The sequence below is a fragment of the Desulfogranum marinum genome, assembly GCF_016918565.1.
GTDB lineage: Bacteria > Desulfobacterota > Desulfobulbia > Desulfobulbales > Desulfobulbaceae > Desulfogranum > Desulfogranum marinum.
Genome location: NZ_JAFFQD010000001.1, coordinates 236,835 through 258,777, shown reverse-complemented (window position 1 = coordinate 258,777; position 21,943 = coordinate 236,835). Strand labels below are relative to the sequence as shown.

The 21,943-nt window shown below is 44.1% G+C and carries 17 protein-coding genes; 11 read left to right on the top strand and 6 right to left on the bottom strand.

Features of this window, described 5'->3' with window-relative positions:
* Positions 1 to 337: 337 nt before the first annotated feature.
* Positions 338 to 781, bottom strand: a complete 444-nt coding sequence (locus JWH17_RS01080) for a hypothetical protein (protein ID WP_205220701.1) — start codon at positions 779 to 781, stop codon at positions 338 to 340.
* Positions 782 to 1,571: 790 nt separating this feature from the next.
* Between JWH17_RS01080 and corA the strand changes: the two genes are divergently transcribed.
* From corA to mgtE, 3 genes are all read left to right on the top strand, one after another.
* A complete protein-coding gene (corA, locus tag JWH17_RS01075; protein WP_205220700.1) occupies positions 1,572 to 2,636 on the top strand; it encodes a magnesium/cobalt transporter CorA in 1,065 nt (354 codons plus the stop codon).
* A 61-nt stretch (positions 2,637 to 2,697) separates the two neighbouring features.
* Positions 2,698 to 5,148, top strand: a complete 2,451-nt coding sequence (locus tag JWH17_RS01070; protein WP_205220699.1) for a mechanosensitive ion channel family protein — start codon at positions 2,698 to 2,700, stop codon at positions 5,146 to 5,148.
* A gap of 295 nt (positions 5,149 to 5,443) precedes the next feature.
* The gene (mgtE, locus tag JWH17_RS01065; RefSeq protein WP_205220698.1) at positions 5,444 to 6,799 is read left to right on the top strand and encodes a magnesium transporter; all 1,356 of its coding nucleotides are present in this window, start codon (positions 5,444 to 5,446) and stop codon (positions 6,797 to 6,799) included.
* A 205-nt stretch (positions 6,800 to 7,004) separates the two neighbouring features.
* Here mgtE and JWH17_RS01060 read toward each other — a convergent pair whose 3' ends face one another.
* The 5 genes from JWH17_RS01060 to JWH17_RS01040 all read right to left on the bottom strand — a co-directional run bounded on the left by JWH17_RS01060 (position 7,005) and on the right by JWH17_RS01040 (position 12,924).
* Entirely contained in the window at positions 7,005 to 8,090 is a 1,086-nt protein-coding gene (locus tag JWH17_RS01060; protein WP_205220697.1) for a succinylglutamate desuccinylase/aspartoacylase family protein, read from the bottom strand.
* Positions 8,090 to 9,346: a RimK family alpha-L-glutamate ligase gene (locus JWH17_RS01055; protein ID WP_205220696.1), complete on the bottom strand. Its 1,257-nt coding sequence runs from the start codon at positions 9,344 to 9,346 to the stop codon at positions 8,090 to 8,092. The genes JWH17_RS01060 and JWH17_RS01055 overlap by 1 nt, the downstream gene beginning before the upstream one ends.
* A gap of 21 nt (positions 9,347 to 9,367) precedes the next feature.
* Entirely contained in the window at positions 9,368 to 9,850 is a 483-nt protein-coding gene (locus JWH17_RS01050; RefSeq protein ID WP_205220695.1) for an ATP-dependent zinc protease family protein, read from the bottom strand.
* A gap of 450 nt (positions 9,851 to 10,300) precedes the next feature.
* On the bottom strand, positions 10,301 to 11,713 hold the full coding sequence (locus JWH17_RS01045; RefSeq protein WP_205220694.1) for a sigma-54-dependent transcriptional regulator: 1,413 nt from the start codon (positions 11,711 to 11,713) through the stop codon (positions 10,301 to 10,303).
* On the bottom strand, positions 11,710 to 12,924 hold the full coding sequence (locus JWH17_RS01040) for a PAS domain-containing sensor histidine kinase (protein ID WP_205220693.1): 1,215 nt from the start codon (positions 12,922 to 12,924) through the stop codon (positions 11,710 to 11,712). Before JWH17_RS01040 ends, JWH17_RS01045 begins: the two co-directional genes overlap by 4 nt.
* Before the next feature lie 323 nt (positions 12,925 to 13,247).
* Between JWH17_RS01040 and JWH17_RS01035 the strand changes: the two genes are divergently transcribed.
* The 8 genes from JWH17_RS01035 (at position 13,248) to JWH17_RS01000 (ending at position 21,588) form a co-directional block, all read left to right on the top strand.
* Positions 13,248 to 13,778: a hypothetical protein gene (locus JWH17_RS01035; RefSeq protein WP_205220692.1), complete on the top strand. Its 531-nt coding sequence runs from the start codon at positions 13,248 to 13,250 to the stop codon at positions 13,776 to 13,778.
* Positions 13,775 to 15,430: a sensor histidine kinase gene (locus JWH17_RS01030; RefSeq protein WP_205220691.1), complete on the top strand. Its 1,656-nt coding sequence runs from the start codon at positions 13,775 to 13,777 to the stop codon at positions 15,428 to 15,430. Before JWH17_RS01035 ends, JWH17_RS01030 begins: the two co-directional genes overlap by 4 nt.
* A 12-nt stretch (positions 15,431 to 15,442) precedes the next feature.
* Positions 15,443 to 15,871 carry a response regulator gene (locus JWH17_RS01025; protein WP_205220690.1) on the top strand — a complete coding sequence of 143 codons (429 nt, stop codon included), beginning with the start codon at positions 15,443 to 15,445 and terminating at the stop codon, positions 15,869 to 15,871.
* 96 nt (positions 15,872 to 15,967) lie between these two features.
* Complete coding sequence (locus JWH17_RS01020) at positions 15,968 to 17,266, top strand: sulfite exporter TauE/SafE family protein (RefSeq protein WP_205220689.1); 1,299 nt, start codon at positions 15,968 to 15,970, stop codon at positions 17,264 to 17,266.
* A complete protein-coding gene (locus tag JWH17_RS01015) occupies positions 17,263 to 17,964 on the top strand; it encodes a hypothetical protein (protein WP_205220688.1) in 702 nt (233 codons plus the stop codon). The genes JWH17_RS01020 and JWH17_RS01015 overlap by 4 nt, the downstream gene beginning before the upstream one ends.
* Before the next feature lie 69 nt (positions 17,965 to 18,033).
* Positions 18,034 to 20,568 carry a PEP/pyruvate-binding domain-containing protein gene (locus tag JWH17_RS01010; protein ID WP_205220687.1) on the top strand — a complete coding sequence of 845 codons (2,535 nt, stop codon included), beginning with the start codon at positions 18,034 to 18,036 and terminating at the stop codon, positions 20,566 to 20,568.
* Positions 20,558 to 20,992 (top strand): response regulator, encoded by a 435-nt coding sequence (locus JWH17_RS01005; RefSeq protein WP_205220686.1) that lies wholly within the window; start codon positions 20,558 to 20,560, stop codon positions 20,990 to 20,992. Before JWH17_RS01010 ends, JWH17_RS01005 begins: the two co-directional genes overlap by 11 nt.
* 185 nt (positions 20,993 to 21,177) lie before the next feature.
* On the top strand, positions 21,178 to 21,588 hold the full coding sequence (locus tag JWH17_RS01000) for a hypothetical protein (protein ID WP_205220685.1): 411 nt from the start codon (positions 21,178 to 21,180) through the stop codon (positions 21,586 to 21,588).
* The last annotated feature ends 355 nt before the right edge of the window (positions 21,589 to 21,943 follow it).

The following is a 21,943-nucleotide window of genomic DNA, read 5'->3' as shown; positions in this document are numbered from 1 at the left end:
ACCTGTCTTTGCTCCAGTAATTTTACCTTTTCAGTGCCAAAATGAACAATGGCCGTGAAGAAATACCAAGAATCAATGCCAACGTTATGTCTCGCACAAAACTTTGTTGTTTGTAATTTTTTTTTAATGCCACGTGACGACGAGCAAGTAACACAGAAAAGAAGTGATAAAAAGTCACGTTAACCAATGTGGTTAGCGATGCGTTTTAAGTGTTGTTTAACAAGAACGGTTACAGAACGATTTTCATTTTGGACCTGCATCACACTGATTGTAAAAAAATAGCGTGATGCAGGGTGTCGCATGCTGTGCAGCTACAAGAATTTATCTCGGTGAGGTACTACTTCAATTCAACTTTCAGTCCTTCAGGCGCCAGTTTGAGCTGAACCCCTGCTTTTCTGGAAGTGAGCTTCATAACAACTCCATTTTGGTTTTTCATAACCTGGGCTCCTGCTCCACCTCCAACAGCTACTCCTGCTTCAGCCGCAGAAAAAGTTCCAGCAAAATCTGTAATGTTTTTAAGGTGATAGACCTCTCCTTGAGCTGAAATAGAGGAAATGCCCAGATCTATTACGGAAAGTCCTTTGATCTTGAATGGATATTCCTTTCCCTGAAAGGTGAGTACCCCTTCGCCCCAGCTAAAACCGACACCAACAGCAACCGCTTTAGTTTCTATGGATACGGTTCCCGAAGGTTTTTCTTCTTCAGCTATTGCAGCAGTTCCAACAACCGAGAGTAGAAGAATCATTAAAGCCGCGACATAGTTTTTTGGTGCCCTAATCATTACAAATCTCCTCATTTAAGGTTTTGAGCTATCTGTCAATTGCACTTAGAACGCCTAGCGCAAAGACAGGTTATGAAAAAAACATCATATTTTATCTTAAGATCTTTTTCTCGACATTCAACTTTTTAAATTCCAAATATAGTCAAATGTTTAAATCGTATTCACTCATCTGCCTTTCTAGGCCTTCTACCTATTGAATAAACCGATACATTTGCTAGTCTAAAAGTATCACATAAGTGGTACGGCCTTGATTTTATCTAAATGGGAATAACAAGAAAATAACATTGATAAGATGATATTTCTTTGGAGGTGACCTTTATATTTGGTTTTTAAAATTACTTCTGGGTAGCACTCTTAGCCATATTTTTAGCCGGGTGTTCGGGTAAGAGCAGGTTGAAACCAACCCCATACAGCACGATGCTTTTATATTGTAGTGTGGTGCACCATTTAAAATATTGGCTAATGCGCGTATTGGTACCGTATCTGTAGCATTGATCGTGTTGCAAATCACTATATAGGGTAATCTTTGAGAATGACGGTTTGGTAAAGGGATGTAGCTTGTGGCAGTCATTGTTACCAATAATCGTAACTGTCCAGTAACACTTCAACTCTCCACGATCTGCAAGTCCAGCATAGCAATGAATCGAAGTCGGGGCTTATCTGCTAAATCGGTCAGCTTCTGAATATATGGAGCACTGTTGAAACGTTACAGTTCGGGGTAGATTGACAGTTTCTAAATATTCGCTAAATGGTTACCAATAACATTATTTTTACTCCGAGGAGGGATAAAATGTATAACTTTGTTAATGCCGCTTCTCAGAAGACTGGAATGCCCCCTGGTTCTCTTGTCCACGTAGGGGAGGATCAGGCAATAGAATCACGAGTGTCCATTGTTCAGTATAACAAGCAGCGCCTTGAAGAAAAGGTAGTTACCTCCATAGAGAAGGTTGATCAGTTTCAAGAAGCAGAGGCTATCACCTGGGTAACCATCGAAGGATTAAAAAACGTCGGGCTCATCGAATCAATCGGGCGTGTTTTTGATATTCACCCACTCGTTCTTGAAGATATACTGAATACACAGCAACGACCTAAATTTGAAGAATTTGACGACTACCTCTATATCGTTCTTAAAGATCTTTCCCTGGCGGAAGGGGATTCATTTGTTAGGTATCAACAGATTAGTATATTAGTTCTCAAAAATGTAGTTTTTATTTTTAAAGAGCACCAAGACGATATATTTCTTCCTCTTCACAAGCGACTCCATAACAATAAGGGAAGGCTCAGAACCCTGGGGGTAGATTATTTAACCTATGTAATCCTAGACACAATTGTAGATAAAAACTTTATTATCATCGATTCTTTAGATGAAGTCGTCAGCTCAATTGAAGAGGATCTATCCATTAACGCTACCCCGGAAATACTCGCTACTATTCAGCGAATCAAACATGAATTGATTTATATCCGAAAATATATCTCGCCTTTGAGAGATTTGCTCTTGGAGTTATTGAGAAGCGATACAGTCTTAATCGATGAAAAAAATCATATATACTTCAGAGATGTGCTTGATCATGTGCTCCGTGTAACAGAAAGTTTGGAAACGTATAGAGATATGCTGTCCAGCTTGCTGGATATCTACATGTCAAGTGTGAGTAATAAAATGAATGAAGTGATGAAAGTATTAACGATTTTTGCCGCTATTTTCATCCCACTCACTTTTGTAGCTGGAATTTATGGAATGAATTTTGAGTATATGCCGGAACTTAAATTGAAATGGGGATATCCGACTGTATGGCTCGTATTTATAATAACTCCCATTGGGTTAATTGCCTATTTTAAGAAAAAGAAATGGTTGTGATAGGGCTAGCAGCTATAGACCAATGCGGTAAAACACACCTTAACAAATTGAACATTAAATTATGAAGTTACCGACAACAACCAGCAGAATCATTACCAGCAGCGTACTCTGCATATTCTTTCTCTTGGTTTCGATACCTTGCTCGGGAGAGGAAGAATCGACTAAAACCGAACCTGAGGTAGCACAGGCACTCTCGCTTATTGAAATTTATTCATGGAGTAACAAGATTCCAAATGATCTGGTTGATTTGCAAAATCAGATGGAGGGAATTACCAATGTTGCAGAACATTTGTCGCGCTTAACTAATATAGCCGCAGAGGTAGATGACCTTGAATGGGAAATAATAATGGCCAAATCAGATCCCAATATCAGTTATCACCAGCTTTCTTCCCTTGAATCCCGGCTAGCTAAAATTAATCAACAGCTCGAAGTGTTGGATACACCGGTCAAGTCGAACGTCATGCTTCTGGAAAGACTTTATAAAGAGTGGCTGGAAAGACAAAATGTTTTGCATGCATTACGCATAGAAGCAGAAAAACAAGGAAAAATTGATGACGTAGCAGAAATTCTTGATACGCTCGACACTCTCGTACGTAATGGGCAGCACACTATTGAAGAACAGATTAAACCAAATCTACAGGCTGGGAAGGAGATTGGTGAAATTTTGACACAGGTCTACGTGCTCAGTGATACCGTCTCTGACGTGATCAAGGATATGAATGGATTTAGCCTCCAGCAGACCTCGCCATCAATGCTCTCGCCCACTTTTTACCAACGTCTTGAGAAAAAACTCCTGCAGAAGGGGTGGGAAGACCTTCGTCTGTTTAGCCAATACCAGCTTCGCTATCTCAACCAGAATAAGCAGGGCGTTGCGATGAGCCTGCTTGCAATATGTCTGCTTGTTTTTGTTGTGCATGCCAGCAAAAAACTGGTCAAAGCTTCTTCTAAGTGGCACCCTTTTGCCTCCAGGCCGGTTGCCACGGCAGTTTTTATTGCCAGTGCATCTTTTGGCATTATAAACACCACCCCAATTCGTCCTGACCTTCCCCCGGAGTGGGAGGCATTGTCACAGCTGCCGTTAATCGTCGTTGTGGCTATTTTAGCCAAAAATGTATGTCATACCCCCTGGCAAAGTACACTCTTAAGAAGGGTAGTCCTTTTGTTGGCTGTTTCTCATTTATTCAGTATTATTGGATTGCCGCAACTCTTTACCTATCTCTTTGTCTTTTATATATCAGTATTGGGGCTTGCCTATTATCTGTACCTGTTGAGACGTCGCTGGAAAAATTCGTCGAGTACAAAAATTACCTGGGCAATCTGGCTGTGGTGTTGTTTGCCGTTGACTATAATCATCTCCGGTATCTTAGGTTATGATCAGTTTGCCGTCTATATTTTTGGAATAGTGCTTGCTGAAATACTCGTCAGTCTGATGATCTTGCTTATGCTGGAGATGGCTTCAGGTTTACTGGAATGCATGCTGCTGAATGCGCCGGTTGCCACTGTCCGCCAAAATGCGACGAGGATTGTTAACCAAATTACTCCGGCGCTGATTCTCGCTCTTGGGCTTCTCTGGTTGGCGATCACTCTCATGGTGCTGAGAATACGCCCAACTGTCGAAGCTGCATTTATTGCCATGACATCAATTGAGCTGTCTCTTTTTGGGCTGAAGATTACTCCGGGTTCAGTGCTTATTGTCGTTTTTATCTGTTATGCTACTTTTGTTTTCTCAAGGGGGCTTAGGGCTTTTCTCCAACAGACCGTTCTTCCGCGTTATGGTGTTGAGTTAGGAGTTCAGGTATCAATCTCAAGACTTGTCCATTATGCAATATTGACCATTGGGTTTTTTGTACTGTTAAAGATGCTCGGCTTCGGCTTGAGTCAAATAACTATCCTTGGTGGTGCACTTGGTGTTGGAATCGGGTTTGGTTTACAGGCAATTGTTAATAATTTTGTGAGTGGACTTATTCTCCTTTTTGAACGGCCGATAAAAGTCGGTGATATGATAGAGATCGGAATGGAAGTTGGTGAAGTAAAGGAGCTAGGGCTTAGGGCAACCATAGTCCAGACTTTTGATAATGCAGAGGTTGTTATACCAAACTCGGAACTTATTACCGGTAGAGTAACCAACTGGACGCTTTCAGAAAAACGGGTACGGGTGAAATTGCCGGTTGGTGTTGCTTATGGAACCGACATCTCTGCAGTACTCAAAATTTTGCTTTCTTGTGCCGATGCTAACCCGATGGTGCTTACCAAACCAGAACCAAAAGCACTTTTTCTGGCTTTTGGCGCAAGTTCGTTGGACTTTGAGTTGCGGGTATGGATACCAGACTTTGCCGAGGGACTTGTTGTACGTAGCGAGCTCAATCAGGATATTGAAGCTGAGTTTGATTTAGCGGGCATTGAAATCCCCTTTCCACAAACCGACCTTCACCTGCGTAGTATCGATGAAAAAGCGATAAAAGTGTTAAACCGAACCCATGAGCAGAGCAAAGAGGTCGAGCAAAACAGTTGACCGTCTTGCAGGATTGTTTTTTGTCAATCTCTCGGATTCCACCGCTGATCTCTTTATACAAAGAAAAATTATCCTCGGGGTGGGGAAGTGAAGACTCCGATATTAAGTATATGCCTGCGATAAGTTTTGTCCCTGACATTGCACATAACTTCCCATTTTCAGAGCAGTAGTATCATGTTTGGGTAGGATGTCGGCAGGCTGGACCACCCAACGGAGAAATCAACCCGGATTTTTCATCGGTTCAAGCGGTGACAGGTTCAAAGTTATGTCAATAAAAAGAAGAGTACATATCTCCATGAAGGACACATCAAAGCAGTGGGAAATACTTAGCGAGCTGATAAAGAGCGGTACTGAGTCTGCAATCGTTAGTTTTTTGGATGAACTGGGAGCATCAGAAAAGGCGCGAATAATTTCCCGACTTACCGAGGAAGAACAGCATCTTTTGTTTGATAAGCTGACTCCGGAGGATGCTGCAGAGCTTATTGAAGGTATTTCGGAAAAACAGGCTGCCGATTTAGTTGAGAATATGTCATCCCAACAGGCGGCATCCATCCTGGAAGAATTGCCAAGCGACCATGCTGCGGATGTTCTGGGAGAGATGGATGATGGCAGGAGTGAGTCGATCCTCGCCAGCATGGAAAAGGAAGATGCGGCTGATGCAAGAAGACTTCTGAGGTATCCTGCAGATTGTGCCGGTGGCCTTATGATTTCAGAATTTTTGGTGTTTAGCACTGAGGACACCATTCGGGATGTACTTAATGACCTTCGAGAAAATCAGGAAAAGTATGCGGACTACAATGTCCAGTACTTCTATGTTGTAGATTCGGAAAACAAATTGAAAGGGGTCTTGCGTATGCACAACCTCCTTTTTCCCTCACGTAAAACCCGGCTCGGCGACATCATGATTCCATCGCCGTTATCAGTGGCAGACACGACTCCTCTGAGTGTGTTAAAGGATTTTTTCGAAGACCATAAGTTTTTCGGTGTACCGGTTATTGATGATCGCGGGCAACTTGTCGGTGTCGTACTGCCTGGTGCTGTTGAAGAAGAGTATAGCAAACAAAAAACAAAAGCTTTTTTGCGAATAAGCGGAATCATTGGTGGTGAAGAATTTCGAACAATGCCGTTATTGCAGCGATCAGGACGCCGATTGTCTTGGTTGAGTATGAACATTGTCCTTAATATCATCGCCGCCAGTGTGATAGCTCTTTATCAGGATACTCTTGCCGCTGCCATCACACTTGCTGTGTTTCTGCCAATGGTCAGTGATATGAGCGGCTGTTCCGGGAATCAGGCTGTTGCTATTTCAATGCGGGAGCTTTCTCTTGGCCTTGTAAAACCAGGCGAAATAGTATGGGTTGTGCTCAAAGAAACAAAAGTGGGTATTCTTAACGGACTCGTGCTTGGCGCTTTACTTGGATTAGTGGCCTTTATGTGGCAAAGTAATATTTGGCTCGGGGTAGTGGTGGGGGGCGCATTGGCCGCAAATACACTTGTATCTGTTATTTTGGGGGGGATTTTGCCGCTTTTGCTCAAGCGGATGAAAATGGATCCTGCATTAGTCTCGAGCCCACTCTTGACGACAGTTACTGATATGTGTGGATTCTTTTTTGTTCTCAGTTTCGCGTCTGCAGTTTTACCGAAACTGTAGGCCATCTTGCATAATTGCTTTTTCGCCCAGGCTCTCGGTGTCCGGCGCTTACCTTGTCATGCCGTAAAAAGTATGCTTTAAGGTAAGCGAAGACTCCGAAAGTAGTTAACTGCCTGTGGTGATTTCTTAAGCATGCCTCAATCGTGGGCGACAAAGTTATTTATTCAAGATACCCTTTAACCTGTGATAGGGGTTGATCTGAATTTTATTCTGTCTCTTCCGATGGTTCTACGACAAGTACACTTGACCCAAGCTCCTCCACCACCCTTTGTTCAAGGCCGTTTTTGTCCTCTCGTAATTGGCTGAGTTTTGCAGGGCTGTTTTTTTTAGGCAGTTTACCCAGATTACAGATAGGTTCACCAGGGCTGACTGCCGGCAGACTGGTCATTCCCATGACGACCGCATCAAATGGGGCGAGGAGAGTTCCCTGGGCTTCACCGAGAATAGTAGTGTTGGTGGCAAGAGGCTGCCCTTTTTCTATAAGGTCACCCGGCTGGATATGGAAATCAAGAAATCCACCATGCTCTGCACGCATCCATTTAGATTTATCAATTATAATTTGATATGGAGGATTTTTAATATCTTCTTCAATCATATCAAAATTGCGGAGTACATTTTTCACCCCACGAACAGCAGTTTCAACAATGCCGGGTTCTACTTTCCATACTTCTCCGCCCTCCATTATAATCGTTGGGCAGCCTGCAGCACAGGCTTCCCTGCGAAATGAGTTTTTAGGTCCCTTTGAGTTTATAATAATTTCCGAACCAAAGGCTTTCGCAAGCTTACGAACCTGAGGGTCACCCAGGTCAGCTCGGACTGTAGGATAGTTTGTTCGGCGCACCGCAGCAGTGTGCAGATCAATCCCATACTCACATCGAGCGACAAGCTCATTAAAAATAGTATAGGCCATTCGACTTGCAAGACTGCCGTCTTTCGATCCTGGAAAGGAGCGATTGAGATCGCGACGGTCTGGTAGATATCTAGAATGACGATCAAATGCCGGCAGGTTGAGCACCGGCACAAGGACAAGGGTCCCTCTCAGAAGCGCAAAGTCAGCATCTTGTATGAGTTGACGAATGGCTCCGCAGCCATTTATCTCATCGCCATGCAGCGCAGCTGTTACGAAAAAGACAGGGCCGTCCTCGATCGCCCGTTGAATGTGGATTTGAATGTTGACGGTCATTCCACTGTAGCTTTCACCTACTGCGAGATTGACGTTTTTTGCCTCTCCTGCAGCAATTTTTTCGCCAAACCAATCGTCGGTAATTTTTTTAGCATGTCTTTTTTCCATTATATAGCATCGTTATCAGGTGGAATTGATATTGAGTCTATCGCACCAGACTCTTTAAAGACCTCTTCGGCAACAGGTAACTCTGGAAGGTCTTTCACTATTGGCCGCCTTTTTTTCCGCACCTTTAACGGCGTCATGTTACGCATTAATTCAAGCTTTCCGAAACAAAGCAAACGATCGCCGTTTTCCAATTCTCTGTGCGACCGTGGGTTGGGAATAACCTTTGTGCCGCGATGGAGTGTGAGTACAACAATATCTTTTTCTCTCAATTGCGATTCCTGGATGGTTTTACCGACATATTCAGATCCCTCTGGAATGTATATTTCAGCAACACCATAACCGCTGCTCACTGTCAGACGCTGACGAAGGTCAATGTCGGGAAAGTTGACCTGGGCAGCAATATAGTCAATGATTGAACCTGCAATATCAAGCTGGGTACACCCCTCAATACCTTCCAGCCCTGGTGATGAATTGACCTCGACAATTTGCGGCCCATCCTTTCCTTCAAGCAGGTCGACACCAGCAACACGCAGCCCCATAATCTGAGCAGCTCTTACGGCTGTTTCCCGGTATGATTCATCAAGGACAACCGGTTCCGTGACGCCTCCCCGGTGAACATTGCTGCGAAATTCCTGGCCTTGGGCAACGCGCCGCATTGACGCAACAACTTGATCACCAACTACAAACGCTCTAATGTCACGACCTTTGCTCTCTTTGACGAATTTTTGAATTAACACACTTTGTTTCTGGCTTTGCAACAGCTCAATAATAGCCGCAGCAGTACTTATTGAATTTGCCAACAGCACCCCAATACCTTGCGTGCCCTCAATCAATTTTATGATTACCGGTGCTCCGCCGACGCGTTCAATGGCGGGCAGCACATCTTTCTTATCGCGCACAAAGGTCGTCTTAGGTATGCCGATATGGTGTCGACTCAATATCTGCAAGCTTCGCAGCTTGTCTCTTGAATTAGCAATACTGCTGGACGAGTTTGCACAAAATACGTCCATTTGTTCAAATTGTCTCACCACAGCGTTCCCAAAATAGGTGATTGATGATCCAATTCGGGGAAGGACGGCATCATAATGAGAGAGTCGTTTTGTCCGAAAATAGAGATCAGGCATACCTTGCTCAAGGTCAATCGCGAATTTAAGGGTATTAAGTACTTTCACATTGTGGCCGCGCTGCTGAGCGGCTTCTCGGAGCCGACGAGTACTGTAGCAATTTGGGCTGCATGAGAGAATAGCGAGTTTCATGTGTATACTTTAACCTCTATATTATGTTCGATTTTTTGTGTTGGTTTTCTTCTGTTTTTCGGGCTTGCCGCCATAATACGACCTACCGCAATCAACAAGAAATCGGTTCCTAAAGGCTTCGCGTCCCAAGAGCATCCTAAATCCCATATTATCACGACTTGCAAGAGTTAATTCCACTTCCCAAATTTTCCCCAGCAACTCAATTTTCGTCAGGATGACCGGCCGTATTTTTGCTATTCCGTTTGAACTTTTGATCGATCTGGATTCCAGCACTTTGGCTTCCACGTCGAGAGCGTCCATTTTCGAGCGTTGGATGGGATGAATGCTAAAGCGTACCCATTGTTCGCCATCTCTATGAAATGTTTTGATATTGAAAGCGTGTATGGATGAAGAGCGTGCTCCTGAATCAACTTTTGCTTTAATTTTATTAATCCCAAGGTCGGGAAGCTTGACCCACTCCCGCCAACCGATGATCGGTAACTCAACCCTTTTTTTAGCAGCCATTATTTTCCGTAAAAGAATGTAAGTTTGATTTTGTCAAAATATTCAACCGTGTGTGCCGGAACATGTAAGCATTTATTGTTACCATAGTGTGATTTTGTGAATATCATTTATGAGTCTGTTGATTTACTAGGGTTTTCGTTCAAGGTCAAGGCATGCTTAAAAAATAACCACAGGCATATAGTTGATATTCCGATGATTATTTTTTCAGCATAACGAGGTAAGCGCTAGACTCCGAGAGATTGGGCGAGAGGACAGTAAATCAACGGGCTCATTTATAGAATATTCAATTTTGATACTGTTATCATAGAGCATTTGATGGTTGGCTTGATACTACAAAAGACGGGAAAGTGAATAAAAAAAATCGAGCTGAAATTGGTAATTACGCACGGGGGTAACTCACGGTGCTGCTCACTCTTTGATTGATTACACCTCAAACCTGCACCATGCGTACTATTGAGGCTTTCTTCTTACTTCTTCCAGGTTTATTGCATGCTTGTTAATTTTATCATAAAGACTTTTTCTTGAAATACCCATTGCTTTACAAGCTGTTGTGACCTTGCCGGCTACTGCATGTAAAACGGTTTCCAGATAGTGCTTTTCCTGTTGTTCCATGAACTCTTTCCATGGAGGGCAGTCATGTTCAAATACGATTGGCTGGGAAAAAGAGGGGGGCTGCCCCTTGTCAGTTGTTTGTTGCGCACACCCAAGCCCGAGTACGCAGTGGCGGCGCACTACGTTGCGTAATTCTCTGATATTTCCAGGCCAGTCATTTTCACAGAACTCCTTGATCAGATTTTTGGGGAGGGCTGCAGGTTTTTCTGGATGGGAATCACAATATTCCCGCCGGAAATAATCGACAAGCAAAGGGATGTCTTCTTTCCTCTTACGCAGCGGGGGGAGGTGGATGGGTAAAACGTTGAGGCGGAAAAACAAATCCTGCCGAAACCGACCCTTGGCAACCTCTTCTTCCAGGTTTTTATTGGTTGCTGCAACGATCCGTGCGGTCATGGGGATGAGCTCATTGCTACCCAGGCGACAGAAATTTCTTTCTTCCAGTACGCGGAGGAGTTTTGACTGAAGCTGAGCAGGCATGGAGCAGATTTCATCAAGAAAGATTGTTCCGCCTCCGGCAAATTCAAATCTGCCGATTTTACGCTGTACTGCACCTGTAAAAGCACCTTTTTCATAGCCGAAAAGTTCCGATTCTATCATTTCTGCAGGAATTGCTCCCATATTAACGGCCACATAAGGGGCTTTATCCTGTTTGATTTCGTGTAGCGCTCGTGCAACAAGCTCTTTGCCGGTACCTGTTTCGCCTATAATGAGTACCGGATCGCTTTCCACCGCAAAGGTTTCGATAATGGTATACAGTTCATGCATTGCCGGATGATTACCGACAAGCCCATAGAAACGCGTTCTGTTTGCGTTGCTTGCCTGGAGCTTTTTTTCGAGCTGCAGATTTTCTAAAACCAACTGCCTCCGTTCTATAGCTCTTTCAAGGGTGGCAATTATCAGATCCTCATCTACCGGTTTTTGCAGAAAATGGTATGCACCTTTTTTCATGGCCTCCACGGCCAGGCTGATATCACCGTGGCCTGTGATTAATATGACGGGGAGGTCCTTGTCTTTTTGGACTATATTTTCCAGTAACGTGATTCCGTTCATCTCGGGCATACGGATATCAGCCAGTACAGCACCAAATGTTTGTTCCTCGATCCGCTGCAAGGACTCAAGAGGGCTGCTGCAGGTTTGAACCTGGTAACCATTGAGCGATAAGGTCTGGCTGATGGCAGCCAGGAGAAAAATATCATCGTCAACAACTAGAACGAGAGGGGCGGAAGGTTGAGTGGCTGTTTTTATCATATTTTCTCTTCCTGTGCAGCCTCGTCTGTTTCGTATTCCGGTATGGCCACAGTAAAGCAGGTCCCTTCACCCAAGGTGCTTTCTACTTGTATTAACCCAGAAAAACTGTTGAGAATTCTTTCAACAATGGACAGGCCGAGGCCCATCCCCGTCCCTACAGTACGGGTTGTAAAAAAAGGATCAAATATTTTTTCCAACTGCTCGTCATGGATACCGACACCATTATCTTTTACCTGGATAATAACATGCGATTCTTTGCGCATGGTTCTGGGGTTCACCCAGGGTGCAATATGCGTTGTCAGGGTAAGAACCGGGTTTGGCTCACAGCCCATGGCTTGGATGGCATTTTGAATAAGATTGAGCAACACCTGCTCTATACGTACATCAACACCCAAAAAGTAACAGGGTGTATCTGAGAGGTGGAGATCAGTCTCTATTTCGTTGAGTTGCAAATGCGGTTCAAGAAAACGAAGGGTTTTACGAGTTAACTGGTTAATTTCTATGGGAACCAGGTCTTCCTCAACCTTACAGCCGAAACTACGCATGGTGTTGATGATAGAGGAGGCCTTGTTAACCCTGTCGATGATTATATCAATATTTTCCTTCAGCATTTCCTTATGCTGCTCAGGGTGCTCCATTGCTCTACTGCAGTTGCGGGCTAAAAGCAGAATCGCATTCAACGGCTGGGTCAATTCATGGCCTATGCCTGCAGTCATCTCACCAAGACTTGCCAGGCGGCTTGAATGGATGAGTTGTTTTTGCCCTTCCTGCAGGCGATTAATGAGCTCATAAAATTCACTGCAGTCCGAACAGATAAGCATGTGCAGGGATAGTCCTTCCGGATTGGTGAGGGTTGATCCCCTGGCCTTCACTGGAAGACTGCCTTCTTTTGTTTGCAGATTGAATTCCAGCTCTTCAATTTCTCCGTTGCCAAATGCACTTCGGATATGTTTTGCGACTTCCGGCTCAGCAAGATCCTCTACGCTAAGGGTTGCCTCATGAGTAGGCTGCAGCCCTGTTTTTTTAAAAAATTCCTGGTTAACCTGCAACACCTTGAAAGTGTAATCAAAGACCACTAACAACTCGGAAATACTCGAAAGAACCCTTTCCGTAAACGAACGATTCGCCTCAATTTCCTCATGCTTTTTCAGTACGCGAACAACAAGGTCTTCCCGCTGTCTTTCAAGTATCTTGATTGTATCTTTTGTCATTTGTGTCCCCTTTGCATGTCACCACATGTACACAGACGTTATCAAAAAAAGCAGTGTTTGTCACTTATTCTATACGTTTAGTAAAAATCTCTAAATATCAAGTTGTTACTGCGGGTGTGGGGCTGACTGTTACCGTAGCTTTACATAAGGGCAGCTCTTGATTTATTCACATTTTTCAGTACCGATGTCTGCTTACTAATTGGAATTAATGTGAAAAATGGCAGAAAGTTTTTTTTGTACTATTTGGCCCCTCTCTTGCGATGAAAAAAATAACAGCAACCAATGGATAAACATCTGGGATGTAATGGGTAGGGGATCAACAAATGCCATATCACAGTACATGGGAATATTTGACGATCAAAAAAGCGGCTTTGGTCAGTTGTGTTTCTGAGCAGCGTTTTAAACGGTGGATAGACAAAGGGTTGATTCCGGTCATCACCAAAGAAGAGGATACATTTGTACGTTCCCGTGATCTTGTCCAACACTTGATTCAATACAATATTCCTATCCCCGATGGGTTGTTGCAGGGTAATGCAAAAAAAATCCTCTTTATTTTTTTGCAACGCATCATGCCCGAAGGCTTTTCTGCTGAAATCATCCAGGTCCTTTACAAGCTCAGATCGAAAACATCCTTTATCTTGGATTTTATTGAGGAGGATTCATGCACCTCTTTGAAAATAATGACCTTTAATCCAGATATCATTTTTCTGCTTTTTGGCCAGTGCAATGAGTGCCTTACTAAAAGCAGCATCAAAGCAACATTGATGAAAGATGTGCCTGTCTACAGCTTTCATGGAGACAGGAATATCGATTTCACAACGTTTATCTCCAACTGTGTACAGAGGCAGATATGAGGCAGCATAAAGAAAAATATTATAAGAAACTGCAAAAGTTACTTGCTGGAGGATTCTTTATTTGCGGTATCATCCCGATTTTGATCATCGCTATCACCTCTGTCTACAATTCCAGGCAGGTCGCCATCCAGGATATTCAAGGAAATGCGAGCCAAATCATTGTCCATCAACGCGACGTGATCAATAATTTTTTGAAACATCAAATTGACTTGCTAAACACCCTGATCAATCTTTTTCCACCTGACGATTTCAGTAATATCGATACATTGGACCGGTTGTTTCTTGCGGCCAGCAAATCCGGAGCCATTGTTGATCTGCAGACCATTGCTGCAAGTGGCAGGCAGTTAGCCTATGTGGGACCTTACCGTGAACAGGTAACCGGCAAACAGTATACGGATCAACCATGGTTTAGGGAGGTGTTGGAGCGGAGCGTCTACGTCAGTGATATCTTCAGTGGCTATCGTAACCTACCTCATTTTGTTGTTGCCTTGACCGACCCTCTTAAAAGCTACGTACTACGAGCCACTATAAATTCGAGTGCTTTTAATTCATTACTTCATAGTGCCCAGGTGGGGACACATGGAGACGCCTTTATTGTTAATACAACGGGAGCTCTACAGACGCCCAGTCTTCAGAGAGCAGAGGCAATCACGGAACCTGAAAGAAAACTCATTCGTCACCACAGCGGTGCTGAAGTTGTACAGCTAGGCGACACGATATATGCAACCACTTGGCTGGACAATGGCAAATGGTTGCTCATGTTCAAGGTGTACATCCCGGACATGTTGACAGCCTACTACGACCATCGGCAGCATACATTGTTGATCATTCTTGCTACCGCCTCTTTTTTTCTTGCCATTGCCTATTATTTCAGCCGTCTCTTTGTGGCGCGAATAGCGGGCACGGATAGAGAAACAGCAGTGATGGATCAACAGATGGCACATATTGAAAAAATGGCAAATGTCGGTCGCCTTGCTGCTGGGGTAGCGCATGAAATCAACAATCCCTTGCAGATGATTATGGCACAGATTGGTTGGCTGGAAGAACTGCTTCCAGAGGAAGAGCCTGAGGCATTAAAAAATTATGATGAGTATGTGACCACCATTAACAAAATGAAACATCATGTTGAGCGAGCTGCGGTCATTACCCATCGGCTTTTAGGATTTTCCCGAAAGATACGTGCCGAACAGGAACCGGTAGAGACTAATGCACTGGTTGAAGAAACCCTTTCCTTTCTCCAGAAAGAGGCTGAACACAACAATATCAAAGTCAACCTCCACCTTGACCCGGAGCTTCCAGCAACCATTACCGAAGGGCATCGACTGCAACAGGTGTTGCTTAATCTTATTGATAATGCCCTCGATGCTGTGGGGCATGACGGTCAGGTGGACATTACAACCTCAAGTACGGAACAAAGCATCAATATTCAAGTCGTCGATAACGGTCCGGGGATCAGTTCGGAGGTGATGAAACAGATTTGGAATCCCTTTTTTACCACCAAGGAGCAGGGCAAAGGGACCGGACTCGGATTGTCTATCAGTCAAAATATTATTCAATCACTGGGAGGAAACATTGAAGCTGCAAACAGAACAGAAGGGGGGAGTGTTTTTACCATAACTATCCCTTTACGGCAATTAACCCATCACGATTAAAAGGAGATAAAAATGAGTAATTACAGCATTTTGGTAGTTGATGATGAAGCTGACTTTCGCGACATTATGATTAAGAAATTACACAAACGAGGGCTGGAATGCGAGGGGGCAGGGGATGGTGACACTGCCTTGGATATGTTGAACCCAAACAAGCATGATGTAGTTTTACTTGATGTAAAGATGCCGGGCAAGGGCGGCATCCAGACCCTTAAAGAGGCCAAACAAAAAGCACCTATGACCGAGGTTGTCATGCTCACCGGGCATGCTTCGGTAGAATCAGGCATTGATGGCATCAAGCATGGTGCTTTTGACTACCTGATGAAGCCCATGGATGTGGAACGTCTGATTGAGGTTCTGGATGCTGCATATGAACGAAAACGAACTCAGATGGAAAAGATAGAACTGGCGCAAGTTAAAAAGCATATGGCTATGCCAAGCTAAAAAGCACTGCTGAACAGTTGCAGATCGAAGTTATCAATTATTCGCTGGATAGTTACAGATTTTGATGCGTAAGCAAACAACAATGAGGAGGAAATTATGTCTTTTTTTCGTAACTTGTACCAATTCATGATGGTGGGAGCCAGGGCACAGGCTAATTGGGAGTTAGAAGTATCAAATACCATTTTGCGCAGTCGAAAGCGGCTGTTCATTCTCGGCCTACTGTTGATCCCCGTAATTTTAGGCGGGATTGCCTTTGCTGATAGTGTGAGCGGTGCTCTGCCGTCGTTTATAGGTGGCAAATCAGCTTACGGCCCATCGCATTATACAAATCTTATTTTCGGAGCATCAATTCTGGTGGGGCTTTGCGCTGGTTTGATAACAGGATGCATAGGGGCCGGCGGTGGTTTTATTATTGCTCCGGCACTTATGAGTGTGGGCGTGAAAGGTATACTTGCCGTTGGTACGGATCTTTTTCACATCTTTGCCAAGGCAATCATGGGTTCTGTGCTGCACCGTAAAATGGGGAATATCTCTGTATCTCTGGCTGTCACCTTTTTGATCGGAGCAATCAGCGGCACCACTGTGGGCGGTTATATAAACCGGGCCCTTTACGATTTAAATCCCGTACTCAGTGATATGTTTATCACCTTGATTTATGTCTTTATGCTAGGCTTCCTTGCATTTTATGCACTGACAGACTGGTATAAAACAGTACGCAGAAAAAATATCTCCATGGATGCAGACCTTGTTCAACCAAGTGGGGTTGATGATGTTCCTCCTCTTGGTAAAAAAGTACAATCCGTAAAGATTCCGCCGATGCTGACTTTTGATAAAGGTGTGACTCCTGGTGGGCGTAAGATCTCTGCTGTTTTTTTGATTGCCGCAGGTTTTATTGTCGGCCTGGCTGCTGCTATCATGGGCGTCGGCGGTGGTTTCCTCACCTTCCCCATCTTTGTTTACGGGCTGGGGGTTTCTTCCATGACCACTGTCGGCACAGATATTTTTCAGATTGTTTTTACCGCAGGCTATGGCTCAATCACCCAGTACGCTATTTATGGCTTTATTTTTTATACACTGGCGATGGGCATGTTGCTTGGCTCTTTGGTCGGCATCCAGATCGGTTCTATTGTGACTAAAGTAGTGTCCGGTACTACTATCTGTGCTTTTTATGCAATTACGGTAAGTGCCGGCTTTTTTAACCGTGCCTGCGCTTTGCCTGCAAAAATGGTCAAGATGGGGTATGTGGATGTATCTCCGCAAGTACTCAACATTTTATATCTTGTTGGTACTGTTGGTTTCTTTGTCATTATTAGCGCATTTGCTGTTTGGGTTTTCTGGAGTTTTTTCACAAATCTCAAAGTGTTGAAATCTGAGAAGGAGGTCTACGTATCATGAACGATAATGCACATCTCAAACGACGTGGCATAATTATGGTTTTCACTTTTATCGCAGTACTTGCGATAATTTTTACGCCAATTTTTCCAGGAACAAATGGACAAAAGGTTAATGGATTAAATTATTTAGATAATTTTTTTAATCAATTGGCCAAGGGCTCTGCGTATTACATTGAGGAGCAGATGCAGGAGGCACAGTCGTATGCCGGCACCACGTATTCTGCCAGTTTGGTTATGGGTTCTCCGCAGCAGGCAGAGAGAGTGGCCAGCCTGCTTACAGTCAACCGCATCTCTGCCAATGCTGTGGGGGTGGAGCTTGATGTGAAGGGCGATTTTGCAGATATTATCACCATCATTCTTGAGGATGCCGACCTGATGTATGATAATGTCGGCAATGTTATTGCTGCCAAATACGACATGAACGAATTGGCTGTGCTACATGGTTGGTATCTGGTTCTCCAGGCCATGGAAAGAGACCTGAACCAGGCTAAAAAATTTAGCCAGGCAAAGTTTTTGAAAAAATCCATGAGCAAAGCAGTCGAACCGGCGTATAATTTTTATAAGGTAGAGGTAAAGCCTGTGAAAGAAGGAATGGTGCTCTTGGCCGGTGCCCTTATTTTTTATGTCCTCTATACAGTATGGTATGGATTTGGTTTGTTGTATATTTTTGAAGGGATGGGAATCAAACTGGAGCATTGACACTAGAGATTTATCCACGTACCTACTGCGGAAAATACCGCAGTAGGTATGAGCGAGGTAACCTGACTGATGACGAATTCTCTTCTTGGCCGCATCAAGAGCCTATTAGGCTTTTCAACGGTTCCTCAGTTGTCCCTTGAGGAGCTGCAACGACTCTTTACCGAAAAATATTGCAATTTTCGTGAATTGCTCACTGCCAATAACAATGCCTTGGAAGCCATGGCACAAATGGAAAATGCCTTGCATGACGGTAGGGCTTTTTCCATGGCTTTTATCAGGTCAAATGCCACTGTTATCTCGGTGAATATTTACAAAATGATTCAATGCCTGGTGACTATGGCAGATGGTCGTTATGGTATGCTGGAAGAAAGGTTTGCAGACATCCAGCAGCAACTCGATAACATCATCAATCATGACGTCATCAAGGTAGAAGGTCGATGGTTTTTGCCTCTCCATGAGGCAACAAGAGAGTTGGTGGACTTAGCCGGTGAAAAAATGGCGAATCTCGGCGAAGCAGGCTCGCTTGCCGGCATCCGAATTCCCCCGGGCTTTGTCGTCACTGGTTCTGCAACCAGGTATTTTTTTCAGCAAAATAATCTTTATCCGGCAATCAACAGGATTTTTCAGCAAACAGATCCCAGCAATATGGAAGATCTGCATGAACGAAGCAATGAGGTGCAATCACTCATTAAGAGGGCTCCTTTACCCATAGACCTTGAAAAACAGCTTTATAACCAGTTTGATCAACTCGTACAGAAAAGCAAAACGCCTGTAAAGCTGGCAGTACGTTCAAGTGCTCTGGGGGAAGATACCCGTCAGGCTTCTTTTGCAGGGCTTTATCATACCGAACTGCATGTTGATAGGGATGATTTGATATACTCTTATAAATCTGTCCTGTCCTCAACGTATTCTTCCAGGGCTATGATTTATCGTTTGACCAAAGGGTTCATCCATGAAGAAACAATTATGTGTGTGGGCTGCTTGGCGATGATCGATGCCGTAATGAGTGGCGTGTGCTATTCGCAATCCATAAGCGGAAGGCCGGGGGCAATGGATATTTTCTTTTCCGCAGGCAGTGCCAAAGGCATAGTTGACGGTACCAAAGACACGCAGCACTATCTTGTAGAACGGAGTGCTCCTTACGGCACCATCCACCAAACAGCGGAGAGTTCGCCGGCGGATGCTCGTTTAATGGATGAATGGGCAAGGGATATTGCTACTGCAGCAATGATATTGGAGAACCATTTTGGTACTCCTCAGGATATTGAATGGTCGATCAATAAAGAGGGCCTGCTTTATATTCTGCAAAGTCGGCCCATTTCCGTGGCCGGTAAAAAAGAGAGAGACCAGGTCGGCAAACGTGCAGTAAACGAGCATTGTTTACTGCAGGGTGAGGTGACAGGTTGTGCTGGAACCGCCAGTGGTCCGGTTTTTGTCGTTCGTTCAAATCTTGATGTCCTGCGTATCCCAAAGCACTCGGTCTTGGTGGTTGAGCATCCCCTACCGCAGTGGGCGCCGTTACTGAGAAAGGCAACTGCACTGGTTGCCGAAACAGGAAGTGAAGCCGGGCATCTGGCTACCATTGCCAGGGAGTTTGGCGTGCCTGCAATTTTATCTGCCAAAGGGGCTACCAAATTAGTCAATGGCCAAATTGTGACCATTGATGCAACAAATCAAACTATTTACAAAGGGCGCGTTGAAGCATTACTCCAGCACGATCAGCCCAAAAATAATCCCATGGATGGCAGTCCGGTCCAGAAGGCGATGATTGATGCACTGCAATTGATTAGCCCTTTGCATCTTACCGATCCTACTTCTCCTTATTTTCGTTCTTCCTGCTGTCAGTCTCTGCATGACATTACCCGTTTTTGCCATGAAAAATCGGTTGTCGAGATGTTTGACTTCGGAAAACGCTACACTTTTAAGAAGGGGGCTGCGAAACGACTGGTGGATAACATGCCGCTTGAATGGTGGGTGATTAATCTTGCTGATGGTTTTATTGAGGGCTTTGATTCCGGTAGCAACTATATCAATATATCGGAAATTATTTCCACTCCTATGCTGGCAATTTGGGAAGGTATGCACGCCTATGGCTGGGCAGGCCCACCTCAGGCAAGCGTGCGTGGAATGGGGTCTCTTTTTTTTCAATCAACCCGTCAACCCGGAATAGATCCTGCCGTCCCTTCAGCTATGGTGCAAAAAAATTATTTTCTTGTTTCAAGGAATTATTGCAACTTAAGTGTACGATTGGGGTATCATTATGCCATGGTTGAAGCGTATATCAGCAGCCTCCGAACGGAACGATATGTAACATTTCGTTTTAAAGGAGGGGCTGCAGATGAGAGAAAACGCGTTGGGAGGGTAGAACTGCTTGCTGCAGTCTTAGAACACTATGATTTTCGAATCGAAAAAGCCGGAGACGCTCTCACCGCCAGAGTGGAAAAACGTTCGCAGGCTTTTTTGTTTAACCGGTTGAAAATTCTTGGCTATCTGACCATTCATACTCGTCAGATTGATATGGTGATGGATGCACCGGGTCAGTATAAACGCTACCTTGATAAATTCTTACTGGATATTGAGGAGATGATTGCCAATGAAAAGTGATCATAATCCGGTCTTGGAGGCTGCATTGAAAATTAAGTTGCTTCTTGTGGACGATGAACCGGAATTTTTGGAAACCCTGGAAAAACATCTGAGGAGAAGGAAGATTAATACCAGTGTGGCTGAGGGCTGTAAAGTTGCCCTGGACATATTGGAGGAGCAGGCAATAGATGTCATTGTTATGGATGTGAGTATGCCGGAGATCGATGGTCTGCAATGTTTAAAAAAGGTCAAAGAGAAGTGGCCGTTGATAGAGGTGGTGATCCTTACTGGACATGCCTCTGTCAAGTCCGGGATTGAAGGGATGCAGGGCGGAGCCTTTGATTACTGCATTAAACCCATAGAAACCCAGGAACTGGTGGAAAAAATAGAGCTTGCCGGCCAAAAGGCACTTATCAACAAGCAAAAAGCGGACGCCGAATCGTAAAGAGAACAACCACGAAACGTTATTTTACTTGGCATAGGCGAGATTCATTCCTTTCTTGTAACGTATAACTACTCAGATACTTCATGGGGAACCTGTAATCACTTTCAACCCTTACCCTCCCTGCGCAGGTTGCTGTAGAAAAGGTGAGTTGCTTGACGGTGTGTTTTTTGCCGCGAGTTTGTACTATGGAATATCTGACAGTCAGCCAACTGATAATCGACAGCAGTCTTTTGATTTTGATCTGGCTTGTCCAGCTGATCATTTATCCTTCATTTCGATATACCGCAGACGAATATTTTATCATTTGGCATGCCAGGTATACCCGCTTGATAGCATTGGTCGTCACCCCGTTGATGCTTTTTCAGGTCGGAATTGAAATAATGCACGTTTTATTTCTGACCCCAAGATGGCTGCGTATCGGCATAATTGCTGCAATTTGGATTTCGACGTTCAGCTTTTCTGTCCCCTGTCATAACCGTTTACACGCCGAGGGCAAAAAAGGAGCACTTGTGCAACGTCTTATAGAAACCAATTGGATACGCACAGTGCTCTGGAGCATTTTGTTTCTTGAAACCACTAGCCAGTCTTACGGGTGATTTGCATAAATGGAGTGCATAGAGCTCATTCAGATTTTGCCTATCATTTTCTGTGGTTGATAATTGACATGCTATTTATTTTGAGCCTCACCATATCTAACAAAACGAGGTCGATTTTTTCTTGCTCTCTACTCTGAAAAATCAGAACTTCTTTCCCATCCTCAGCAATCCCATCTATAACGTGACTGAGTGAAGCACACTCATGTGACTGATATCAGACGACAGGAAAATTCAAAGCGTTGAGTGTATTGTGATCTATCGCAATAATCCGTTTGACTTGTAGCAGCTCAAAATCATATCATATTTACAGTGCTTTGATGCATGCTGCCCTTAAATAAAGAATAAGGTAGGTTGA